Raw genomic sequence first — 18,017 nt, 5'->3', positions numbered from 1 at the left:
CGTCGAGGCGGGCCGGTCGGCCCGGCGGCGCGGGGTGGGTTGCCCGAGCGGCCTAAGGGAACGGTCTTGAAAACCGTCGTGGCAGCGATGTCACCGTGGGTTCAAATCCCACACCCACCGCCAGGTGAGAGAAGTAGCAGGTCAGAGGGCGGGTCTCCGAAACGGGGGCCCGCCCTCTGCGTTCACCTTGTCTCACCTCACGCCCCTGTTTCCCAGTGCTGACCAGGGCGTGTGGGCCATGTGCGGGCCAGGATCGGCCCTACTCCTCAGCGCGAAGCCCCTGCTCAACGAGGCGATTGGCCGCTGCCGAACCGCCCTTGAGTAGCTTCGCGTAGAACCGGTAGAGCACCGCGAGGCTGTGGCCGGCGCGGGAGGCGGCCTCCACCGGGTCCATGCCGGACTTGATCCACAGCGAGATCGCGGCGTGCCGCAGCGCGTACGGGACGTCCGCGAGCGGGGTCCGCAACTCCTGTTCGCTGAGCACGCTCTTGCGGGCCTCGCTCCAGACCTCGGAGTACTCGTTCGACGTGAGGCGACCGCCACGTGCGGCCCGGAACAACCGGCCATCCGGCGCGACACCGAACTGCTCGATGTGGGAGCGAACCATGCGGACGTAGACCGGCGGGACGGGGACGGCGCGTACGGCCTTCCGTGCCCGGTGCTTCAGGCCGCGCTCGTCGTGGGACTTCCCGCTGTCGGTCCAGCCGCTTCCGACCTCGGGATGACTTTCTGACACCAGCACTTCCCCCCATGCCTCCGGCTCGCTCTCCGGGGGCAGGACGAAATCCGACTCCCGAAGCGCCACGGCCTCACCGGGGCGCGTTGCCACGTAGTAGACCGCTCCGTAGAACGCCTCCAGATGTTCACCACGGCCGCTCTGCTCTGCCACGGCAGCGAGCAGCCCCCGAGCGAGCCGAGGACCGGGCACCCAACGGAAGTCGACTTCGTCCGAGGTCTTGGGAGCCGCCCAGTCCACCGACAGGAACGGGTGACGGGTGAGGAGCCCTCGCTCCTCAACCGCGTATCGGAAGGCGTTGCTCAGCACCATGCGCTTCCGGTTCGTAGTGTTCTCCGCCGCAGGCTTCCCGTTCAGAAGCCTGGAGAGGGCCGTCAGCGCCGCGCGCACGTGCTCCGGCTTCGCTGCTTCGTCGACCCGCATTGAATGCTGACCCACCCACTCCAACGCCTTCCGTACGTCGTCGGGAGGCTGTTGAGCGTCGGCTCGCGAGACGAGCTGATCCTTCGGTCCATCCACGGCTCGGAACGCCCACTGATAGAGGGCGGCACGGAGCACGCGGGCATCAGGGCGGGTGCCGGTGGCGGCCGTAAAGACGGGCGTTACGACTGAGAGGGATTCCGCGATACTCGCTCGGTGCTTCGCCGCCGCTCCAGGCCACTTCATCAGGGCGTATGCCTTGGCGTGTTCGTACCACGTCGGCATCGCGAGGGCGGCAAGTTCCTTATCGGGGAGCCCGGTTTCCTCGTCAAACTGTTGCCCCGCCCGAAGGGCGGTCATGAGCTGGGAGCGGCGACCGTCTGCCTGCGGTTTAAGGGTGAAGCTCTTTGAGTGGCCCTCGGCTCCGACGCGCCAGCGGAGCTCCCAGGGCTTCGGCCGGCCTTTGCGTTGCCGGATGGACCAGATGACGACGTCGAAGGTGAGCATGTTTCTCCATGAAGAGAGGGCCCGCCGGGGCGGGCCCTCTCAAGGTGGTTGGTGCGGACTCAGGCGACTTCCTCGTACCTCGCCAGCCATGCGTCGAGGTCGGACCGGCGCACGCGAACCTGGTGGTTCGGGAGCTTGATGAGCTTGGGGGCGAGACCCCGGGCGCGCATGCGGTAGAAGGCGGCGCGGGACATGTTGAGTTCGTCGAGGACTTCGGGGAGCTTGAGCATCTGGGGGCGGGCCGCCACGATCGGCTCCTTCACGCTGAGGGGGCTGGATCGCTGACAGAACTGACAGAACCTCGCCGTTAGGCCGCTGACCTGTGGTTTCTCCGGTTTTGAGTGTCGTGACAAAACCTCGGAAAACTCTGACAGAACCTCCGGGTGGGGGGTTCTGTCAGAGCGCCCGGTTTCGGGCGGGGAGGTTCTGTCAGAGTTTCCGGAGGTTTTGTCACAGCCGTGATCTTGGCTGTTTGTGCAGGTCAGCGGGGTGGGTCGGGGGTTGTGTCGGTTCTGTCAGCGGGTTGGGGGTTGTGTCACGCGCCGACGATGGGCGGGGTGAGGGTGGGGTGGGTGTCGTAGCGGGGCGAGGGCGGCCGGCCGCCGCGTCCGGTGCGCGCGGGCGAGGGCTGCTGGCGCACCCATCCGTGTTCTTCGAGCAGGGTCAGCGCCGGGTCCAGATCGGTCATCGCGGGGAAGTCGCCGCGTGACAGGCCCCGGAACAGCTCCCGCTTCGTGAACCCCTCCAGCCGCTGTTCCCGGATGTGGGTGAGCAGTTGGTGGGCGGTTTCCTGCGCGGGGTCGGACCCCATGTCGTCGAAGACTTCGAGCGCGTGCGCGGTGAAGTAGTCACCCAGCTCTGTTGCCGCGGCCATGGTGGCGGCCTCGATGGGCAGGGCCCATCCGTTGTCGGGGTGGGCGGCGAGGTGGAGCAGTCCGGCGATACGGGCCACCGCGCCGTCTCGTTTGGATGCCCACTTCACGATCGGGGCGAGGGAACCGCCCTTGCCGAGCCGGGATTCGGTGACCCGCTGATAGGCGAGCATCACCGTGTCCGCCTCCGGGGTCAGAGTCAGAACTGCCGGGTCTGTCCAGTCCGCGAGGGCGAGGGTGAGCCCGCCGAGCTGCCGGGCGTAGGCGGCGGTGGTCTCTTCGGTGATGAGGTCGGGGGTGAGGTTGCGGCGCCCGACGAGAGAGGGCGGCTTCGCGTAGAGGAACCGGGCGAGCAGGCCGCGCCCGTCGGCGCCTTTGACGCGGCCGATGGAGTCGAGGACTTCGGGCTGGATCGCGAGTGCCATCGTGACGGCGGGGTGCTCGATGTGCTGGGGGTCGCGGCCCTGCCGGTTGACGCGGGCCATGTCTCCGGCGTGGCCCTTGAGGAACACGCCCATGTTCGGGGCCCCGGAGTAGCGTCCGGCGATGATGTCGAAGATCTCGCCCTCGGCTGACATGACGCTGATCCGGCCGCCCTGCTCGGCCAGCAGCGTGGCCAGACTCTCCGGTGTCACATCGTCCGCAACAAGCTGGGGTTTGGCGGGGACGGTGAGTTCGTCGGCCTGCTGGGCGAGGTGGACGGCTTCCGCGGTGAGTTGGTCCCGCAGTCCGGGTTCGGCCGACGCTGCTTTCTGCGCGGCCTTGTCCGCCGCCGCCTTCGCCAGACGCGCGGTGGTCTCGGCTTCGGCCCGTTGCGGCCCGGAGAGCTCAACGAGCGTCTTCTCGACGGCGAGCAGGGGCCCTGTCATGAGGGCGAACACGGCGGACTTCCGGTTGCCCGGCGGCAGCGCGACGGCGGTATAGAGGTTCACCGGTTCCCGCCAGTGCCCGCGCACGCATACGGTCGCGCGCCCGCCGGCCGCGGTCGCGAGGACTCCGAGGGCGAGGCACCCGGCGAGGTCGGGCGGCGTCTGCGTCTCTTCCGCGACGGCCGCGACCATGTCACCCAGCCACGCCGGGAGCGTGTGCACGGGAAAGTCCGGCAGGGTGCGACGGTGGTTGAGGGGCACGGGTTCGTCCCACACGGGCCCGGTGATGGTCTCGGTGTCCAGGGCGTCGAAGCCCTCCCACAGATCGGCGGTCATGCGGCCTTGCTCCCTTCCGCGGGGTCGGACAGGTGGCAGTGCTCGGGGTGGCGGGTGTGGGCTTCGATCAGGGCCAGGACCCCGGCCCGGCCCTGCGCGGTGCGGACGTATCCGCACCGGCACCAGGACCGCGCCGACGGCGTCGCGCTGAACGACGGCGGGGCCACGATGTGCAGCCACCTCACCGGGACCGGCTGCGGGTCAGGGCGAACAGCAGTATGGACGCCCTTGCGGGCGGCGACTTTCGCGCCCACCCTCGTCCTTGCCGCGGCCTGTTTGGCGGCCGTCGGGCGGCCGGTGGCGTTCACGAGACCCGCCCTGTGGCGGGTGTGCCGGACAGGCCGTTGGTGACGGCCCGGCGGGCGTAGGGCTCGGGGACGCCGACGGACACGGCCGCCGCGACCACCTGCCAGCCGAGCGCTTCGAGGCCGCACGGTCCGGGGCACGCGGTGTGCTGCGCGGCGAGGAACTGTGCGACGCCGAACGCCTGCGAACCGGCCCCCGACTCGGGGTGGGACCGCACCAGGGTCAGACCGCGTTCCAGTCCGGTGCGTACGAAGCGCTCGGTGTGGCGGCATCCGGTGGCCACGCTGCGGTCCCACTCGGTGCGGCCGGAGGAAGAGACCACCTCCCCGCGGGCGGGGGTGGCCTCTTCCCTCTCCACCAGCGCGTGAATGGCAGCCGGAAGGCGGGTCATGGTGCCGGTGCCGGGTCCGAGCCAACGCGTGTAGGACATGAGCGACTTGATGTCGACACCGGGCCGGACAGCGTTCGCGGACCGCATGGCTCCGAGGTAGATCCAGTGCTCGCCTCGGGTGGTGGGCACGGTCCGTGTGGTGGGCAGTGCATCGCGGGCCCAGGTGACGGCGTCGGTGTTGTCGAGGTCGACGACGGTCAGCCTGGCCCCTCCCGGGTGGTAGGCGAGAGCCTGTGCCTCACGCCACGGCCCGGCCCACGCGGGCGAAGCGAGCACGGCGGAGTCCGTAGTGGCGGCGGCCCAGCCGTGACACACGGCGGGGCACCGGCACGATCCGGCGCGCTTCATGTGCGGGCGGCCACCGCACGCGTTGTCGGTGCAGGCGCGGCAGTTCCCGAACGGGACCTTCCCCGCCCGCAGCGGCAGCACGGGTACCCCTGCGGCGGCGAGGGACAGCGCGGTTCGTACGCGGTCGCGGTAGGGCTCTGGGACGCTCAGTGTCGCCGTTGGCGACGTGGGGTTGTGCGTATGCGTCATGCTGGTAGTTCTCCTGTTTCTGCGAAGGGACGGAGAGCCGGGGCGGTCGCGGTCTTGTGGTGAGAGAGCGACCGCCCCGGGCGTATTCAGGCTTCGGTGTCGTAGCCGAGCGGGGCGAGCGCGCTGTGCGCGTGGTCCAGGAACTCGGTGAGGGTCTGGGCGATCAGCACGCCGGATGCGAGGGCTGAGCGGGCTTCGGCGAGGTGCTCGCCGGGCGTGCCGTAGTCCGCCGTGACGGCCCCGGACTCGGCCAGGTTCGCCAGGAAGCGGGAGAGCTGCTCGAAGCTCTGCGGCAGACGCTGGGTGAGCGTCTTGAGCGAGGCGACCACGTCGTACGCGTCGCTGGGGTAGACCAGCTCCCCCTTGGCGCCCTGGGTGGCGTGGTTCAGTTCGCGCACGGCTTCGGCCGCGGTGTCTGCGAGCCTCTGCGGGTTGTATTCGGCGTCCATGTCACTTCTCCCGGGAGAGTTCGACGACGGGGAGCTCGGGCAGTCCGGCGCGGGTGAGTGCGGCGGGGTCGTAGCCGGGCAGGGCCGCGCGGGTGATGAGCGCGGTCGCGAGCTGTTCGGCGTACGCGGCGCCGGAGCGGGCAACCTCGATCTGTGCTCCGGCGCGCAGGGCTTCGACGCGCTCGATGTGACCGTGTTCCTCGCGCCGGACGCTGGACTGCCGGTCGTGGGTGAGGGTGGCGCGGCGGTCGGTGCGCCAGTGCCGGGCGGCGATTCCGTACGCGACGGCGGTAGCCACGGCCCACAGCAGGATCGGGAGCGACCATCCGTCGGAGTAGCCCGCGACCCCTGCAAGGGCGAGCCCGCCGGACGTGGCGAACGCGGTCGCTGCGAGTACCCCGTCACCACCCCCGCGGCCCCCGGCAGCGAATGCGCCGGCCGTTGCCGCCCCAGCGGCGAGCACGATCATCAACGCGGCGTTGCCGACGCTGTGTTCGGCGCCATTGGCGTTCCAGATCCGGCCCAGGATGAGCACGGTGGACGTCGCGAAAGCCGGTGCGGCCTTGGGTGCGGCGAGTGCGGCCCAGTGGTGCTGAACGAGCGGTTCGTTCATGGAGTGCCTCCTACAGGTCCGGTATGGCGTTGATGACGGCGGTGGTGAGTTCGTTGATGGGGTCGGAGGCGCCGGTGGAGGCGAGGAAGAACCCGAACATGACGGCGATGAACGCGGAGCCCCAACCGAGGGTGTTGGAGCGGAGCAGGAAGAACAGGACCATTCCGAACAGCAGGACCAGCGAGACGGTGACAGCCACAGCGGTTTCCCTTCGGGTGGGTTAGCGGGTGCCGTCGCGGTGGAGGCGGGCGGCGACGTTGTAGAGGTGGCGGCCGACGCGGATGCGTTTGCCGGTGGCCTTGCAGCGGCGGCAGTCCTTGCCGCGCTTGGCCCGGCCCTTGCGGTCGGTCTTCGTCGCGAAGCCCCAGCCGCGGCACTTGCGGCAGTCTCCGAACGGCGAAGCCGCACACAGGGTTACGTAACTGAGGGTGATGAGCAGCAGGAGTGCGCTAGCGAGCAGGGCAGGGGTCATGAGGGGCCTCCCGGGCCTGGTTCAGGGGTTTTCGCAGGTGGGGCGCTAGTGGCTAGTGCCCTGATCACGCTGGGTTTGGGGCGCTAGCGGCGCCGCTAGACCTAGCGGGGTGTGCTGCTAGGTCTAGCGGCGAACCGATGTCAGCCCGCGTCTCGCTTTCCGTCACGCTCCGCAATCACGGTGAGGATGTGGGAGCGCTCGATGCCGCGCCGGTTGGCGCCCTTCCCGGCTTCGGTCTTGCCCCAGACCTGGCCGGTGCTGACGCCGTGTGGCTTGAGCGCGGCGGCCAGCTGTTCGGGCTCCCACCCGCCGTAGACGTCCGGCCGCAGCTCCGCGAGGCGTGCCACGACGACTTCGGACCACAGCTTCGGCTCTTCGGCCGGCACGACCGCGAGGATGTCCGCGAGCAGGTCGAACCCGCTCGACTCGTGCTCTTCGAACGACTCTCCCGCGGCGTGCCCGGTGAGACGTCCGGCGGCTTCGCGCAGGCGACGGGCCCGCAGCCCGATCACCTCAGCCATTGGTGCGTCGATGTAGACGGACGAGACGATCCTCGCGTCGGCACCTTCACCGACGAAGTAGTGGATGCCCTTGTCCTTCCACGAGAACATCGTGGCCCGGATGCCCCGCTTGTAGGACGACGTGCCGAGGACCATGTCGTTCTCCAGCTGGCCCATGACCTTCAGGCACCACCGGGCCGACGCGTTCGCACTGATCCCGGTGGGCAGGGCCTTTGCGTCCGGGCGCTGTGTGGCCAGGAGCAGGACGATGCCGGTGGCGGGGCCGCGCTTGACCAGGTCGGTGCAGATCTCTTCGAACTCCCCGCCGTGCTTGGGGTGCTCGAACCAGACCTGGCACTCATCCACCCCGATCACGATCGGGTGCAGACCGAGCTTCGGTTTGGACGCCAGCTCGGATGTCACCTTCGACTCGGGGCAGATGTCCCGGGGCAGGGACCGGATCATTTTCGCCCTGCGTCGCAGCTCGGTGCGCAGTTCTCGCAGGTCAGCGAGCGCGTATTCGATGTCTTCGTCGTCGTCACCGGCCCGGTGGCGGTGGGAGACGCGCTCTCCGACGGGGTCGAGGTCGCCGGTGCCCTTGAGGTCGTAGGTGTGGACCTCGGCGCGGTTGTCGAGTGCGGCGATGAGCAGGAGCAGGCGGAGCAGGAATGTCTTGCCCATCCGGGGGATGGCTCCGATGACGCCTGCGATGTACATCAGGGTGATGTCGACCCAGCGTCCGCGCTGGTCAGTGCCGAAGGAGACCGGCTTGAACAGGTCGACGGACCCGCCCTTGATCAGCGGCCATGCGGGCTTCGTGGCGGTCGACATGTCCTGATCCCCAACCCAGAGCACCAGGCGCCCGGTGTGCTCGTCCGGCACGGCTTCGGGCCAGACACAGCCGAGGGGGCGACGCAGGCCGGAGGCCAGCTTGTCGCGGCGCTCGATCACATCGGTGACGGTCACGCCGTAGGGAAGGTCTCCCTCGGCGCGCCAGCCGGGGCCGTCGCGGGTGATCGGGGCGGTGAACGTGAACCCGTCCCGCCCCTTGCCCTGTGCCTGGTTGATCGCCGGAATGCCGAGAGCACCCAGGGCCCGCAGGACGATGTCGGAGGTGAGCTTGGGTGCCTTGGTCATCTCCACCGCGCGGGTGATGACCGGGGCATCGGCCTGCGTGCCGGCCGACCCGAGCGCGAGCAGCACGGCCCCGACTGAGAGGGCCTGCATCCACCCAGGGGCGAGGACGTAGATGGCCAGCGCGGCACCGAGGCCGACAAACATGGCGAGGGCGGTGACCAGGGTCCGCAGCCGCACCCGCCCGTCCCGCTGGCGGGACAGCTTCAGGTACTCGGCCGCGTCTTCGCGCCGGACGGATGCGAGTCGGACCGGCTCGCCCTCCCGGTCGGCGACCCACCGCACCGTCCCACCCACGAACTTCGCAGCCCCCCGCGGCGACTGGAACGCGAGGCGGGTCGCGTAGTACGGGGAGCGCAGCGAGTGGTACCCGGCGAGGTGCCCGTAGTGGCCTGCGGCCCAACGGGCTGCGATCCGCAGCTCGGTGGTAGAGCGCATCCACAGAGGGAGGATCGCCCGACGCTTCGCCCCCATGAGTCGGCCCAGGAACCCGGGCCCGACTTCCGCGGGACCATCCACCATCCTCGGCTCGGTCGGGTCGCCCGACTCGTCATCCGATCCGGGGCGGATCGGGTCGGCCGACCGGTCGGCGCGGGAGTCGGCCGACTCGGTCCGGGCCGACCGCGCCTTGTCGAGGTCGACCACGTCCCCACCCGAGTCGGGTCCGGCGGCGGTGTTCATGTCGGCTTCGAGTCGGTTGAAAAGTTCGTTTTCGTCGTCGTGATTCACTGACTGTCCTTCCCGGACAACTGGGGTTGGAAAGGGGTCCGGACGGCGCTTTGGACGGCCCACCGTCCGGACCCTGTTGAGCGGGTGCGTGCCCCGCGCGGGAGTCGAACCCGCGCTGCGACCATCGGGGCGGACGTGCTGTTCAAGCGGCGAGGATGCGGCGCGCGGCCTCTCGGACGGGCCGCTGGTTGTCCTCGAACGACGCCTTGAGGTCCTTCGCGAAGCCGAGTGCGATCTCTGCCTCGGCGAGGGTGAGCGGTATGTCCTTGAGGTAGCCGCCGTACATGGCCTCGGTCTGGCTGACGACGTCCTGCGCAGTCGCGGCGGGCTCGTCGCCGTCCCACCGGCCGTACCTGATGAGCTCGCTGGCGGCGTGCCGGGCCATACGCAGTCGGCCTTCGACGCGGCGCCGTTCGCGACGGCGCCGGTTGCGGTCCTCGCGACGCTGCTCGTCGGCGGCGGGGGTGGCGGTCGTGTTGTCCATGGACGCTTCCTCAGCTGGTCGGGGTGGTGCGGTGCGTGCCCCGGGCCGGAGTCGATCCGGCGCCCTCGCGGCGTGGATGCCGGGGCGGTGGCGCTGTTCAGGAGGGGTAGGCGCAGGCGGGGCACATACCGAGCGAGGTCGGGATGCAGTACCCGGCATCCGTCTGGCACTTGGGGCAGGTGCGGCGCGCGAGCATCGCCTTGGCGAGGGCTGCGGCACGGCCAGGTGTCATGGGGCGTACGGGCTTGGCCATGTCGAGGCGGTAGAGGTAGGCGACCGACACCCCCGTTTTGCGGCGGCGGGAGCGGCGCATCACCTGCGCGGCGACCGGCTGGCCACCGGGCCGCAGACCGCGGGCGCGGAGTTGGCGGCGGGTGGCGTAGCCGTCGGGGGCGTACTTCCACGGGAAGGTCGGTATCCCGTGCCGGGCGCCGTTCGGGTCGTAGCACTTGCCGAACGTCGGGGACATCAGGCCACCGCCCGCGAACCCGCAGCAACGCCGGAGCCGCGTCGGCCGGCACGTCGGCCGGACCATGTGGCGAACAGCCTGCCGAGACCGGCACGGCGTACTCCGGCCTGGCCCTGCTTCGCCGCGTACATCGCCTCATCCGCCCGCCGCAGCAGACCGGACAGGTCCTCGTCGGGGTGGTCGGCAGCGCGGACCCAGCCGAGCGACACCGTGGTGTGCACGGATGGGTCTAGCCCGTCCGCGGGGCGGGCGAGGACGCCGTGCAGGACCGCGAGGAGGTCGGCGGCGGTGCCGTGGTTGTCGATGACGACCGCGGCGAACTCATCTCCCCCAAGCCTTCCGGCGACACCGGTCCGGCCGACGTAGTGGGCAAGCCGATCCGCGGTCGCCTTCAGCAGCGCGTCCCCGGCAGCGTGCCCATGGCGGTCGTTGATGTGCTTGAACCTGTCGACGTCCGCGAGGACCACGACCGCCCGCGGGTCCTTGAGCAGGACCGTGGCGCGGCGGGTGAAGCCGTCGCGGGTGCGGAGCCCGGTCAGCGGGTCACGGCGGGCAGTGTGCAGGCGGCGGCGCATCCACACGGTGTGGACGGACCATCCGGCCGCGAGCGGACCGGCAGCGGCGAGTACGGATAAGAGGGTGCTCATGCCGCCACCGCCCCAGCCTGCTCGGGGTCGACGCTGTGCAGCGACCGACCAGCGCGCTCGGCCTTGAGTGCGTCGCGCAGGGTGCGAGCGGTGGCCTGCGAAACGTGCAACTCGGTCCGGATGCGGTCCGCGGTCAGCGCCGCGTCCGGCCAGGCATCCGTGACCTGCCGGGCCTCGGACAGGACGTCTTCCGGTGTCCGCTTCCCCTTCGCCTTGCCCGGGGCGCGGCGAGCGGGCCGCTTCGCGGTCGGCTTCGGCTTACTCTCCGGATCGGGCTGCGGAGTCGGCTCGACGGCCAACGCCTCTTCCTCGGCTTCGGGGCTGATCTCCCCGAGCTTGAGCAGCACCCGCGCACGGCGTGGTGTCTTCCACCGCCACATGCGCCCGTGCTGCTCGCGCAGCTCGGCACGGGCCAGTACACGTTCCCGCTCACGGGCCAGCGCATCGGCGTAGGAGGTGATCTCCCAGAGCGTCATCCGGCGCCACAGGGCGAAGGTGGAGGGGAAGGCGAGCAGCCAACGGGAGGCACGGATCTTGTCCATGCGCCGTCCGGTGACCGCGCCGATGCGGGATGCGTAGATGTGTGCGCCGATCTCGGAGAACACCACCCACAGCAGCGGCATCGTGCCGTGCGCGACCTTCGCCCACGTTCCGTGGCCTGCGGAGACGTTCAGTCCGCAGGTGACCAGGGTGAGGACCCAGGGCACGAACCGCACCCAGGCAAGCGGCATGTCCATCCGGATGAGCAGCAGGTTGGCCACGGAGAACACGGGGATGGACACGTCCATCCCGACCGGCACCATCCACGGCTCACCGAACCCCCATCGGGCCGCAGCTTCGGACACGGCGTCGAAGGAGGAGATGAGGCCCAGGGCGCCGACACCGGCCGCGGCGAGTGCGCCGACACCGGCCAGACCGAGTTCCGGGCGGGTCAGGGGTGGAACGGCCGGCCGATCCGCGTTCAGCGTTGCGGTCGTCATGCCGCCACCCCGCCCCGGTTCTGACGGCGGCGGACCGGCCGGCGGGCGGGGAGCGGGATGACGTTGAAGATCTCCGGCGCGAACGCCTCGATTGCCTCGGCGGCGACGCGGCTGACGCGGTCGGGGAAGTCGGGGTTGTCGGCGAGGATGTCGCGGGCTGCGTCCATCCGCGCCGCCTGCTCCGTCTCGCTCTCGCCTTCCACACCCAGCCACAGATCCAGCGGGGTGCCCAGGGCCAGTTCTACGAAGTCGGTGTCCGAGACGGCCTCATGGCTGCCGATGTACGTACGCATTGAGCACTCCAGAACATCGAAGGGACGGAGAAGGCCGGGGCGGTCGTGGTCGAGAAGTGGTGAGAGGCGACCGCCCCGGCGAGAACCCCAGGCCGCGAGTGCGGCGGGGTGAGTGCCCCGGCCGGGAGTCGAACCCGGCCTGCGACCATCGGGGCGGTGAAGAGGCGAGGCCATCAACGGCGGCCGTTTGTACGGGCGTTGTCCTCGCTGCGCTTGTTCGCTTCGGCGTTCTTGCGGGCAAGCTCGGCTCGCTCCGCATCTGTCAGACTCGTGATCACAGGGACCTCCTAGTCAGGTGCCTGTCAGCGCCGCCCGGAGTTGCATCTCCGGGCGGCGCGCTTGTTGGTGCCGGTGGAACCCGGCTCCCCTCAGCCCCGCCCGTACAGCCCGCACGAGGCGGACCGGACGGGCAGGGGAGGCAACCGGCCGTAGCGCCGAAGCTCTGCGGTGTTGTGGGTTGCGCTGTGCATCACGCGGAAGATCCGCGTGGCCGCCTACTTGGCCGAGGAGAGGTGGCGTGATCCTCATTCAGTTGTCAAAGAACAGTCGCTCCCCGGCAAGCGCGGTAACCCCTGGTCAACAGGGGCTCCCGTCCTCACGGGACCCGCCGGGCGCTCTGCGGTCATGCAGTGGCCGCGAAGACCTCAGCCCCTCCGAGGGGCTGAGCACTTCGTTCGCTCTGCCTCAGAGTGCACTGTGAGGCAGAGTTGTGCAAGTCCCTGCGGAACAAGCGGCGAGGGACACTGGTTCCACCTCTGCCGCTTGGGCACTATGAGGCAGAGACCAGAAAGAGACTTGGGGTGCAGATGGTCGAGTGGACTGGCAAGCCCGCCTATCAGCAGGTGGCGGATGATCTCCGGCGGAGGATCGCGGCCGGCGAGTTCGTCGCCGACGGCGGCAAACTCCCGTCGCTCGCGGAGATGCAGGCGACGTACGGGGTCACGGTCACCGTGGCGCGGGCGGCGATCGCCCAGCTCAAAAGCGATGGCCTTGCCGTGAGCCACCAGGGCAAGGGGGCGTTTCTTACTGCTGATGCCGCGTCCGTCGCGAAGTCTGCGGATCCGGGCGGGGCCGTCGCTGAACTTCGTGACGAAGTCGCCCAGCTCCGGTCCGAGGTCGGAGAGCTGCGGGAGCGTGTGGCCGCGCTCGAAGGTAACTGACCTTGAGCTAGCCGCAGTCGCGTTCGTGGTGGCCGGGCAGTGACTCATGAGCACCTCCTGTTTGGGTGTGCTCTATTTCACTGCCACGGCCCAAACATCGGTATCACGTTCCCTTACCTGACTACATCTCAGCAGTTTTATACATCCGCTTACACATGCTCTATCACTGTTTTCCATGGGACTACTCGGGCCGCTACACTCGCGGCTCCGACCAACTGTCTAGGAGGGGCAGATGGCTAGGAAGCACCCAGAATGGAAGCCCGAATTTCTTAGGATGCACCGCGAGGAGATAGGGCTCACCCTGGAAGACGCGGGGGAAAAGTTGCGCGAAATCGCGGAGCGTCACGGCTTCAATATCGCCGCAAACTTCCAGACCATCTGGGGTCACGAAAAGGGTTCTGTGTACCCCGGGCCGCATTACCGCCGGGCGTACTGCCGTCTCTATCGTCGCACCGAGGCACAACTCGGCTTCCGTAAGGCCCTGCCCGGAGAGGATGCCCCCGTGGAATCCATGCCGGTGCTCGCTTCCCCTGAGCAGAAGCTCCCCGACCAAGCCAACGCGGTACGTAAAGCGCTGAGCAGCATCCGCGAAGGTACAGACGATGTGGACAGTGAGGCTCTGCTCAATCGTGTGGTCAACGCTTGGAGCTCCGCACCAGGGTCAAGCGCTGACGGCCCGACCATGATTCTGGTAGGGGGGTACGCGGGTTCTGGCAAGTCAGAGTTCGCGAAGTTCCTCGGACGGCTGACCGGCTGGCCGATCCTCGACAAGGACTCCATCACCCGTCCGCTCGTCGATCAACTTCTGGTCTCGCTGGGCGGTGAGGCGCACGACCGAAGTTCGAAGCTCTACCTCGAAAAGGTGCGCCCTTTCGAATATCGCTGCCTCGCGGAAGCCGCATGGGACAACTTGGATTGCGGGATCCCGGTCATTCTTGATGCGCCGTTCATAAAGGAATTCTCCCAGTCTGAATGGATGCAGCGACTTCAGAACCGATGCCGTTCCAAGCGGGTGTCGGTAGCAAACATTTGGGTTCGATGCGATGTCGATTCCATGCGTGAGTACATCGAATTCCGTGGTGCAGCCCGTGACGCGTGGAAAATGGAAGCGTGGGACGAGTACGTGGCCGGGCTCGATCTGGATTTCCGCCCCCAGGGTCCTCACTTCGTTGTCGACAACCGTCTCGGCGCCGCCGTCGCCCTGGTCGACGAAGCGCGTGACGTGCTGAGTGGAGGCGTCCTGTGAGCCCTTCCGGCGTGATCCTGTACGGTCCGCCCGGCTCGGGGAAGGACACCGTTACAGCTGAACTCGGGCGGCTCCGGCCTGAGTTCGTGCTCTTCGAGCGACTCAAAGCCGGGCCCGGCCGGACGGCGGGGTACCGCCTCACGACAGCGGCCCACATCGATCAGCTGTCCCGAGACGGGGAACTCCTCTACAGGAACGCCCGATACGACGCCGAATACGCGATCGACCGGCCGGGCGTCGCGGGTCTGGTCGAGGGCGGCCGGGTGCCCGTGCTGCACATGGGGCAGGTTGCCGGCGCCGCGGCCGTGGCGGCATTCCCACTGCACTGGGTGCGGGTTCTGTTGTGGTGCCCGGTGGCCACCGCTGAGTCCCGCTCTATCAGTCGCGGAGACAAGGATGTCGACGCCCGTGTAAAGGTCTGGCACGAGACGCGGGAGGATCTCTTGGCGCATGAGGCAGAGCCTTGGACACTCACACTGCGGACTGACGCCCTCAGCCCGACCGAGTCGGCGCGCGCCATCGTCGAAGCGGTGTCGCAGGGTGCGGCGGCTGAATCGCGGAACGTCCGGGAGCTTGTCGGGTGACTGTCCTTGGCATCCTGCATCCGGGCAGCATGGGGGCCGCGGTCGCCGCACAGGCGCGGCGGTCGGGGGCAGAGGTTCTCTGGTGCGCCGACGGGCGCAGCGCGGAATCCACCCAGCGAGCGGAGCGGTACGGACTTTCAGCCGTTGCCGAACTCTCCGAGATGACCGACCGGGCCGACATTATCTTGAGCCTGTGCCCACCCGCAGCCGCGGAAGCCGTGGCGCGGTCGGTCGCCGCCCTCTCGTACTCCGGAACCTACGTCGACGGGAACGCCGTCTCCCCCTCCACGATGGCCAGGATCAAGAGGATCCTGGAGCTGTCCGGGGCGACCGTTGTTGACGGCTCCGTGATCGGCTCGCCACCATCGGCGTCAAAGAGCCCCCGCCTGTACCTCTCCGGGCCGGATGAGGCTCTGCCGAGGGTGGCCGAACTCTTCGCTGGAAGCGCTGTTCAGACGAGGTCACTGGCCGGCGGCGTGGGGCAGGCGTCCGCCCTGAAGCTCTCGTACAGCAGCTACCAGAAGGCGAGCCGCGTCCTTGCTGCGGTCTCGTATGCGCTCGCTGCGGACTACGGGGTGGAGGAGGAACTCCTCGACATCGCACATGGCCGTGCCAGCAGTTACCTGACGGAGACGGCCTACATCCCGAAGGTGGCCGAACGGTCGTGGCGCTGGGGTCCGGAGATGAGCGAGGTAGCCGATGCCCTGCGAGCGGTGGGGCTCCCCGCCGAACTTGCTGAGGCATCGGCGTCGGTTATGGGCCGGTGGGGGGGCCTCAGGGATTCCCGTATGAGCGTCCCCCAAGCTTTGGAGCATCTGCGCGAGGCAAGAGGCGACTAGGCCCCTCTCGCCCGCATCACTTCGATGGCCTCCGTGGCGCTCGGCACCACGATGTCGGGCTCACGGGGGCCATCAATCCACGTACGGTCGTTGGCAACCCAGCCTGTGTGGAGTCCCGCCGACCGGGCTCCAGCGATGTCCGTCTCGGGGTTGTCCCCGATCATCCACCCGCCGGCGCTCAGCCGGGTGCCACACAGCTCGGCGGCAGCCTCGAAGTGGCCGTACGCGGGCTTCCGAACACCGACCTCCTCCGAGACACAAATCCCGTCGAAGAGCGAGATGAGCTCAGCCGCAGCCAGTTTGGCCCGCTGAATGTCCCCAGCCCCATTCGTGGCGATGCCCAGGGTCCACCCCTCTCCGCGCAGCGCTGCAAGGCTCTCCCGCACGCCCGGGAAACAGCGCACCGACCGAGCCACGCCGCCCACGTAGTCCTTCCAGAGGTCACCTGGAAGGTCGCTGAGGCGTAGCGCCTCCCGCAAGTACACGAAGTCCGCAGGGTAGGCGCGCTCTCGGAGTCGACGGCGGATGACGGATTCGGCACCGGCCGGTAGCCGCCGTGAGCGCACGAAGTTGCGGGCCCACGTCTCCAGGCCGCTCCGTCGATCAATCAAGGTGTTGTCGAGGTCGAAGAGTGCTAGCACGAGACGACGTTACGCGATGGCAGGCTCTCTTTCCGCCATCTGGCGTACGTAGGTCAGGCAGCTGTCGGCATTTGCAAGTCGAGCCGCGCTCTCGAATTACGCAACATTACAAATGTATTGGCGTAGGTGACTCTCATTGCCTCGCAGGCGTCAGGAATGAGAATGCGCCTCTTGGCATTTGGCTGAGGTTGCTCGAGGGTTACGAGCGTGTGGTTGTGGGCCATCGCGTACGCTATCAAGAAGAAGTCGGCAGTATTATTCAAGAATTCCGAGACCGCGGAAGTAGTATAGCTGCGAGAATTTGCCCAAAGCGTTAGCGGGGTAAAGTGTGTAGTGGTGACCGCATCGATGGGGCGAAAGAAGTCGGGATGGTCGCTCGCCCAGGTAGCTAGTTCGTCGCCACCTTGAATAAGCTCATCCCTTACCGGCTCAATGCTGCAAGCCACGAAGTTCGTGTGAGCGTAATCAAGCCATGCCCAGAAACCAGGTGCTATATCGAATCCGTAGTAACGATTCTTTGCCTCGATTAGCACGTTGGAGTCAACGAGATACATTAGGCAGCCCCGATTTTTTCGGCAAGGTTTTCAAATGTCTGATGCTTTTTTGTTCCCAGGAGATGATAGGCATCCCTGAACGGTGTACGTCCTTCAAATGTGTCTGCGATGACTGCGCGTGCAAACTGTCGACTAAGGCGCAGAGGCTGTGTGTTGTAGAAGCTGCCGCCGGACTCGCCATCCCGCCCTGCCATAGCTGCGATCACGCGTTCGCGTTCTGTGGCGTACCGGCCCTGATACTCATCCCAATTAAGGAACCCGGCGTCATATAGCCGCTTCAAAATCACGAGGGTACTCACGCGGTATCGACGCGCAAGACGTTCCAACTCGATAACTGTGGGCTCGCCGTTGTACTCACTGCGAATTTCAGGCAACGGAACAAGGATCTCTGCCGCCACGCGATTACACCATAGCTCGGCTTCCTTGTCGCTCTTTTTCGCCATTGCGGCATCGGAGAGCGCGCTTTCGCCAAGCCAGATATGGCAAAGCTCATGGATCATAGTGAATATTTGGGCAGCCTTAGTGTCTGCACCATTTACAAAAATCAGTGGGGCGAGTTCATCAGACAAGGCGAAGCCGCGAAACTCATCCGGTTTGAGCTTGCGGTGAGTGTCAGCTCCCACTACTCCATTGATCATGACGAGAACGCCAATACTTTCAATGCGATCAATGAGCTGGCGCAGAGCTTCTTGCCATGTCGCAAAATTCCGCCGCTCGGACACGCCGAAGCGCAGTTTTTCTCTGATCTCCCCGGCAACTGCTTCGGAGTCGCTAGAGGTATTTACGGATCCGACGAATTCGAGGTTCGGGTATCCGTGAGTGTTCGCGTAGTCGCGGTACCAATCCTGCCGCGACTGGCAGGAGTAGATGGTGTCAAGGAGGTCCACTGACGGGCGAGCAATGGCGCGATTTCCGAGCGTCCGCATGTCAGGGATCGGTACAGGCTCCTCTGGTGGTTCAGGGAGGAACAGGAGACCCAGCGGCGCGTGGGTGGCATGAGCGAAATGCTCCAACTGCTTCAGCGTGGGGCGAGTGCTCTCAGTAAGCCACTCCCTAAGCTTCGGCACCCGTTGGGCGGCAGTTTCTTCCGACCATCCGGCGCGCTCAACCGCCCACTGCAACAGAGCTGGTTCTACCCGGACACGGACAGACATGTCTCTCACCTCCCCCTCGACCATAGGGTAGGGACCAAAGCGATGCTTGCGAACCCTACGTTCTGTAACGGCAGGATCACTGTCGTGAGTGTGTC

The 18,017-nt window shown here is 67.6% G+C and carries 22 protein-coding genes and 1 tRNA gene; 5 read left to right on the top strand and 18 right to left on the bottom strand.

Features of this window, described 5'->3' with window-relative positions:
* Positions 1 to 33: 33 nt before the first annotated feature.
* Positions 34 to 123, top strand: a tRNA-Ser gene (locus AB0C82_RS21975).
* A 136-nt stretch (positions 124 to 259) separates the two neighbouring features.
* Here the strand turns inward: AB0C82_RS21975 and AB0C82_RS21970 are convergent.
* The 15 genes from AB0C82_RS21970 to AB0C82_RS21900 form a co-directional block, all read right to left on the bottom strand.
* Entirely contained in the window at positions 260 to 1,663 is a 1,404-nt protein-coding gene (locus AB0C82_RS21970; protein WP_362844549.1) for a site-specific integrase, read from the bottom strand.
* A 59-nt stretch (positions 1,664 to 1,722) separates the two neighbouring features.
* Positions 1,723 to 1,893 (bottom strand): helix-turn-helix domain-containing protein, encoded by a 171-nt coding sequence (locus AB0C82_RS21965; protein ID WP_362845184.1) that lies wholly within the window; start codon positions 1,891 to 1,893, stop codon positions 1,723 to 1,725.
* 305 nt (positions 1,894 to 2,198) lie between these two features.
* Positions 2,199 to 3,740 (bottom strand): YfjI family protein, encoded by a 1,542-nt coding sequence (locus tag AB0C82_RS21960; RefSeq protein ID WP_362844546.1) that lies wholly within the window; start codon positions 3,738 to 3,740, stop codon positions 2,199 to 2,201.
* Complete coding sequence (locus tag AB0C82_RS21955) at positions 3,737 to 3,925, bottom strand: hypothetical protein (protein ID WP_362844544.1); 189 nt, start codon at positions 3,923 to 3,925, stop codon at positions 3,737 to 3,739. The genes AB0C82_RS21960 and AB0C82_RS21955 overlap by 4 nt, the downstream gene beginning before the upstream one ends.
* 119 nt (positions 3,926 to 4,044) lie before the next feature.
* Entirely contained in the window at positions 4,045 to 4,974 is a 930-nt protein-coding gene (locus AB0C82_RS21950; protein WP_362844541.1) for a bifunctional DNA primase/polymerase, read from the bottom strand.
* Positions 4,975 to 5,060: 86 nt separating this feature from the next.
* Positions 5,061 to 5,423, bottom strand: coding sequence for a hypothetical protein (locus tag AB0C82_RS21945; RefSeq protein WP_362844539.1), 363 nt, complete (start codon positions 5,421 to 5,423; stop codon positions 5,061 to 5,063).
* Position 5,424: 1 nt separating this feature from the next.
* The gene (locus AB0C82_RS21940) at positions 5,425 to 6,036 is read right to left on the bottom strand and encodes a hypothetical protein (RefSeq protein ID WP_362844536.1); all 612 of its coding nucleotides are present in this window, start codon (positions 6,034 to 6,036) and stop codon (positions 5,425 to 5,427) included.
* A 10-nt stretch (positions 6,037 to 6,046) separates the two neighbouring features.
* Positions 6,047 to 6,235: a hypothetical protein gene (locus AB0C82_RS21935; protein WP_362844534.1), complete on the bottom strand. Its 189-nt coding sequence runs from the start codon at positions 6,233 to 6,235 to the stop codon at positions 6,047 to 6,049.
* 21 nt (positions 6,236 to 6,256) lie between these two features.
* On the bottom strand, positions 6,257 to 6,508 hold the full coding sequence (locus tag AB0C82_RS21930; protein ID WP_362844531.1) for a hypothetical protein: 252 nt from the start codon (positions 6,506 to 6,508) through the stop codon (positions 6,257 to 6,259).
* Between the two features lie 140 nt (positions 6,509 to 6,648).
* Entirely contained in the window at positions 6,649 to 8,871 is a 2,223-nt protein-coding gene (locus AB0C82_RS21925; protein WP_362844528.1) for a cell division protein FtsK, read from the bottom strand.
* Positions 8,872 to 9,013: 142 nt separating this feature from the next.
* On the bottom strand, positions 9,014 to 9,355 hold the full coding sequence (locus AB0C82_RS21920; protein ID WP_362844525.1) for a hypothetical protein: 342 nt from the start codon (positions 9,353 to 9,355) through the stop codon (positions 9,014 to 9,016).
* A 97-nt stretch (positions 9,356 to 9,452) separates the two neighbouring features.
* Positions 9,453 to 9,824, bottom strand: a complete 372-nt coding sequence (locus tag AB0C82_RS21915) for an RRQRL motif-containing zinc-binding protein (RefSeq protein ID WP_362844523.1) — start codon at positions 9,822 to 9,824, stop codon at positions 9,453 to 9,455.
* Positions 9,824 to 10,471 (bottom strand): GGDEF domain-containing protein, encoded by a 648-nt coding sequence (locus AB0C82_RS21910; protein ID WP_362844521.1) that lies wholly within the window; start codon positions 10,469 to 10,471, stop codon positions 9,824 to 9,826. The genes AB0C82_RS21915 and AB0C82_RS21910 overlap by 1 nt, the downstream gene beginning before the upstream one ends.
* Positions 10,468 to 11,451: a DUF2637 domain-containing protein gene (locus AB0C82_RS21905; protein WP_362844518.1), complete on the bottom strand. Its 984-nt coding sequence runs from the start codon at positions 11,449 to 11,451 to the stop codon at positions 10,468 to 10,470. Before AB0C82_RS21905 ends, AB0C82_RS21910 begins: the two co-directional genes overlap by 4 nt.
* Positions 11,448 to 11,744, bottom strand: a complete 297-nt coding sequence (locus tag AB0C82_RS21900) for a hypothetical protein (protein WP_362844516.1) — start codon at positions 11,742 to 11,744, stop codon at positions 11,448 to 11,450. The genes AB0C82_RS21905 and AB0C82_RS21900 overlap by 4 nt, the downstream gene beginning before the upstream one ends.
* Before the next feature lie 806 nt (positions 11,745 to 12,550).
* Between AB0C82_RS21900 and AB0C82_RS21895 the strand changes: the two genes are divergently transcribed.
* From AB0C82_RS21895 to AB0C82_RS21880, 4 genes are all read left to right on the top strand, one after another.
* The gene (locus tag AB0C82_RS21895; protein WP_362845182.1) at positions 12,551 to 12,904 is read left to right on the top strand and encodes a GntR family transcriptional regulator; all 354 of its coding nucleotides are present in this window, start codon (positions 12,551 to 12,553) and stop codon (positions 12,902 to 12,904) included.
* A gap of 274 nt (positions 12,905 to 13,178) precedes the next feature.
* Complete coding sequence (locus tag AB0C82_RS21890; RefSeq protein ID WP_362844514.1) at positions 13,179 to 14,150, top strand: AAA family ATPase; 972 nt, start codon at positions 13,179 to 13,181, stop codon at positions 14,148 to 14,150.
* Positions 14,147 to 14,734 carry a guanylate kinase gene (locus AB0C82_RS21885; RefSeq protein ID WP_362844511.1) on the top strand — a complete coding sequence of 196 codons (588 nt, stop codon included), beginning with the start codon at positions 14,147 to 14,149 and terminating at the stop codon, positions 14,732 to 14,734. The genes AB0C82_RS21890 and AB0C82_RS21885 overlap by 4 nt, the downstream gene beginning before the upstream one ends.
* The gene (locus AB0C82_RS21880; RefSeq protein ID WP_362844508.1) at positions 14,731 to 15,573 is read left to right on the top strand and encodes a DUF1932 domain-containing protein; all 843 of its coding nucleotides are present in this window, start codon (positions 14,731 to 14,733) and stop codon (positions 15,571 to 15,573) included. Before AB0C82_RS21885 ends, AB0C82_RS21880 begins: the two co-directional genes overlap by 4 nt.
* Here the strand turns inward: AB0C82_RS21880 and AB0C82_RS21875 are convergent.
* From AB0C82_RS21875 to AB0C82_RS21865, 3 genes are read right to left on the bottom strand one after another with little or no spacing between them, the layout of a single operon-like run.
* Complete coding sequence (locus AB0C82_RS21875; protein WP_362844506.1) at positions 15,570 to 16,214, bottom strand: HAD family hydrolase; 645 nt, start codon at positions 16,212 to 16,214, stop codon at positions 15,570 to 15,572. The two genes, AB0C82_RS21880 and AB0C82_RS21875, sit on opposite strands and share 4 nt — an antisense overlap.
* Positions 16,215 to 16,267: 53 nt before the next feature.
* On the bottom strand, positions 16,268 to 16,768 hold the full coding sequence (locus AB0C82_RS21870; protein WP_362844504.1) for a DUF4411 family protein: 501 nt from the start codon (positions 16,766 to 16,768) through the stop codon (positions 16,268 to 16,270).
* Complete coding sequence (locus AB0C82_RS21865; RefSeq protein ID WP_362844501.1) at positions 16,768 to 17,922, bottom strand: ImmA/IrrE family metallo-endopeptidase; 1,155 nt, start codon at positions 17,920 to 17,922, stop codon at positions 16,768 to 16,770. The genes AB0C82_RS21870 and AB0C82_RS21865 overlap by 1 nt, the downstream gene beginning before the upstream one ends.
* Positions 17,923 to 18,017 lie beyond the last annotated feature (95 nt).

This window comes from Streptomyces sp. NPDC048560 (genome assembly GCF_040650955.1).
GTDB lineage: Bacteria > Actinomycetota > Actinomycetes > Streptomycetales > Streptomycetaceae > Streptomyces.
Note: the sequence above shows the minus strand (reverse complement) of the source record. Positions and strands in the feature narration are given on the sequence as shown.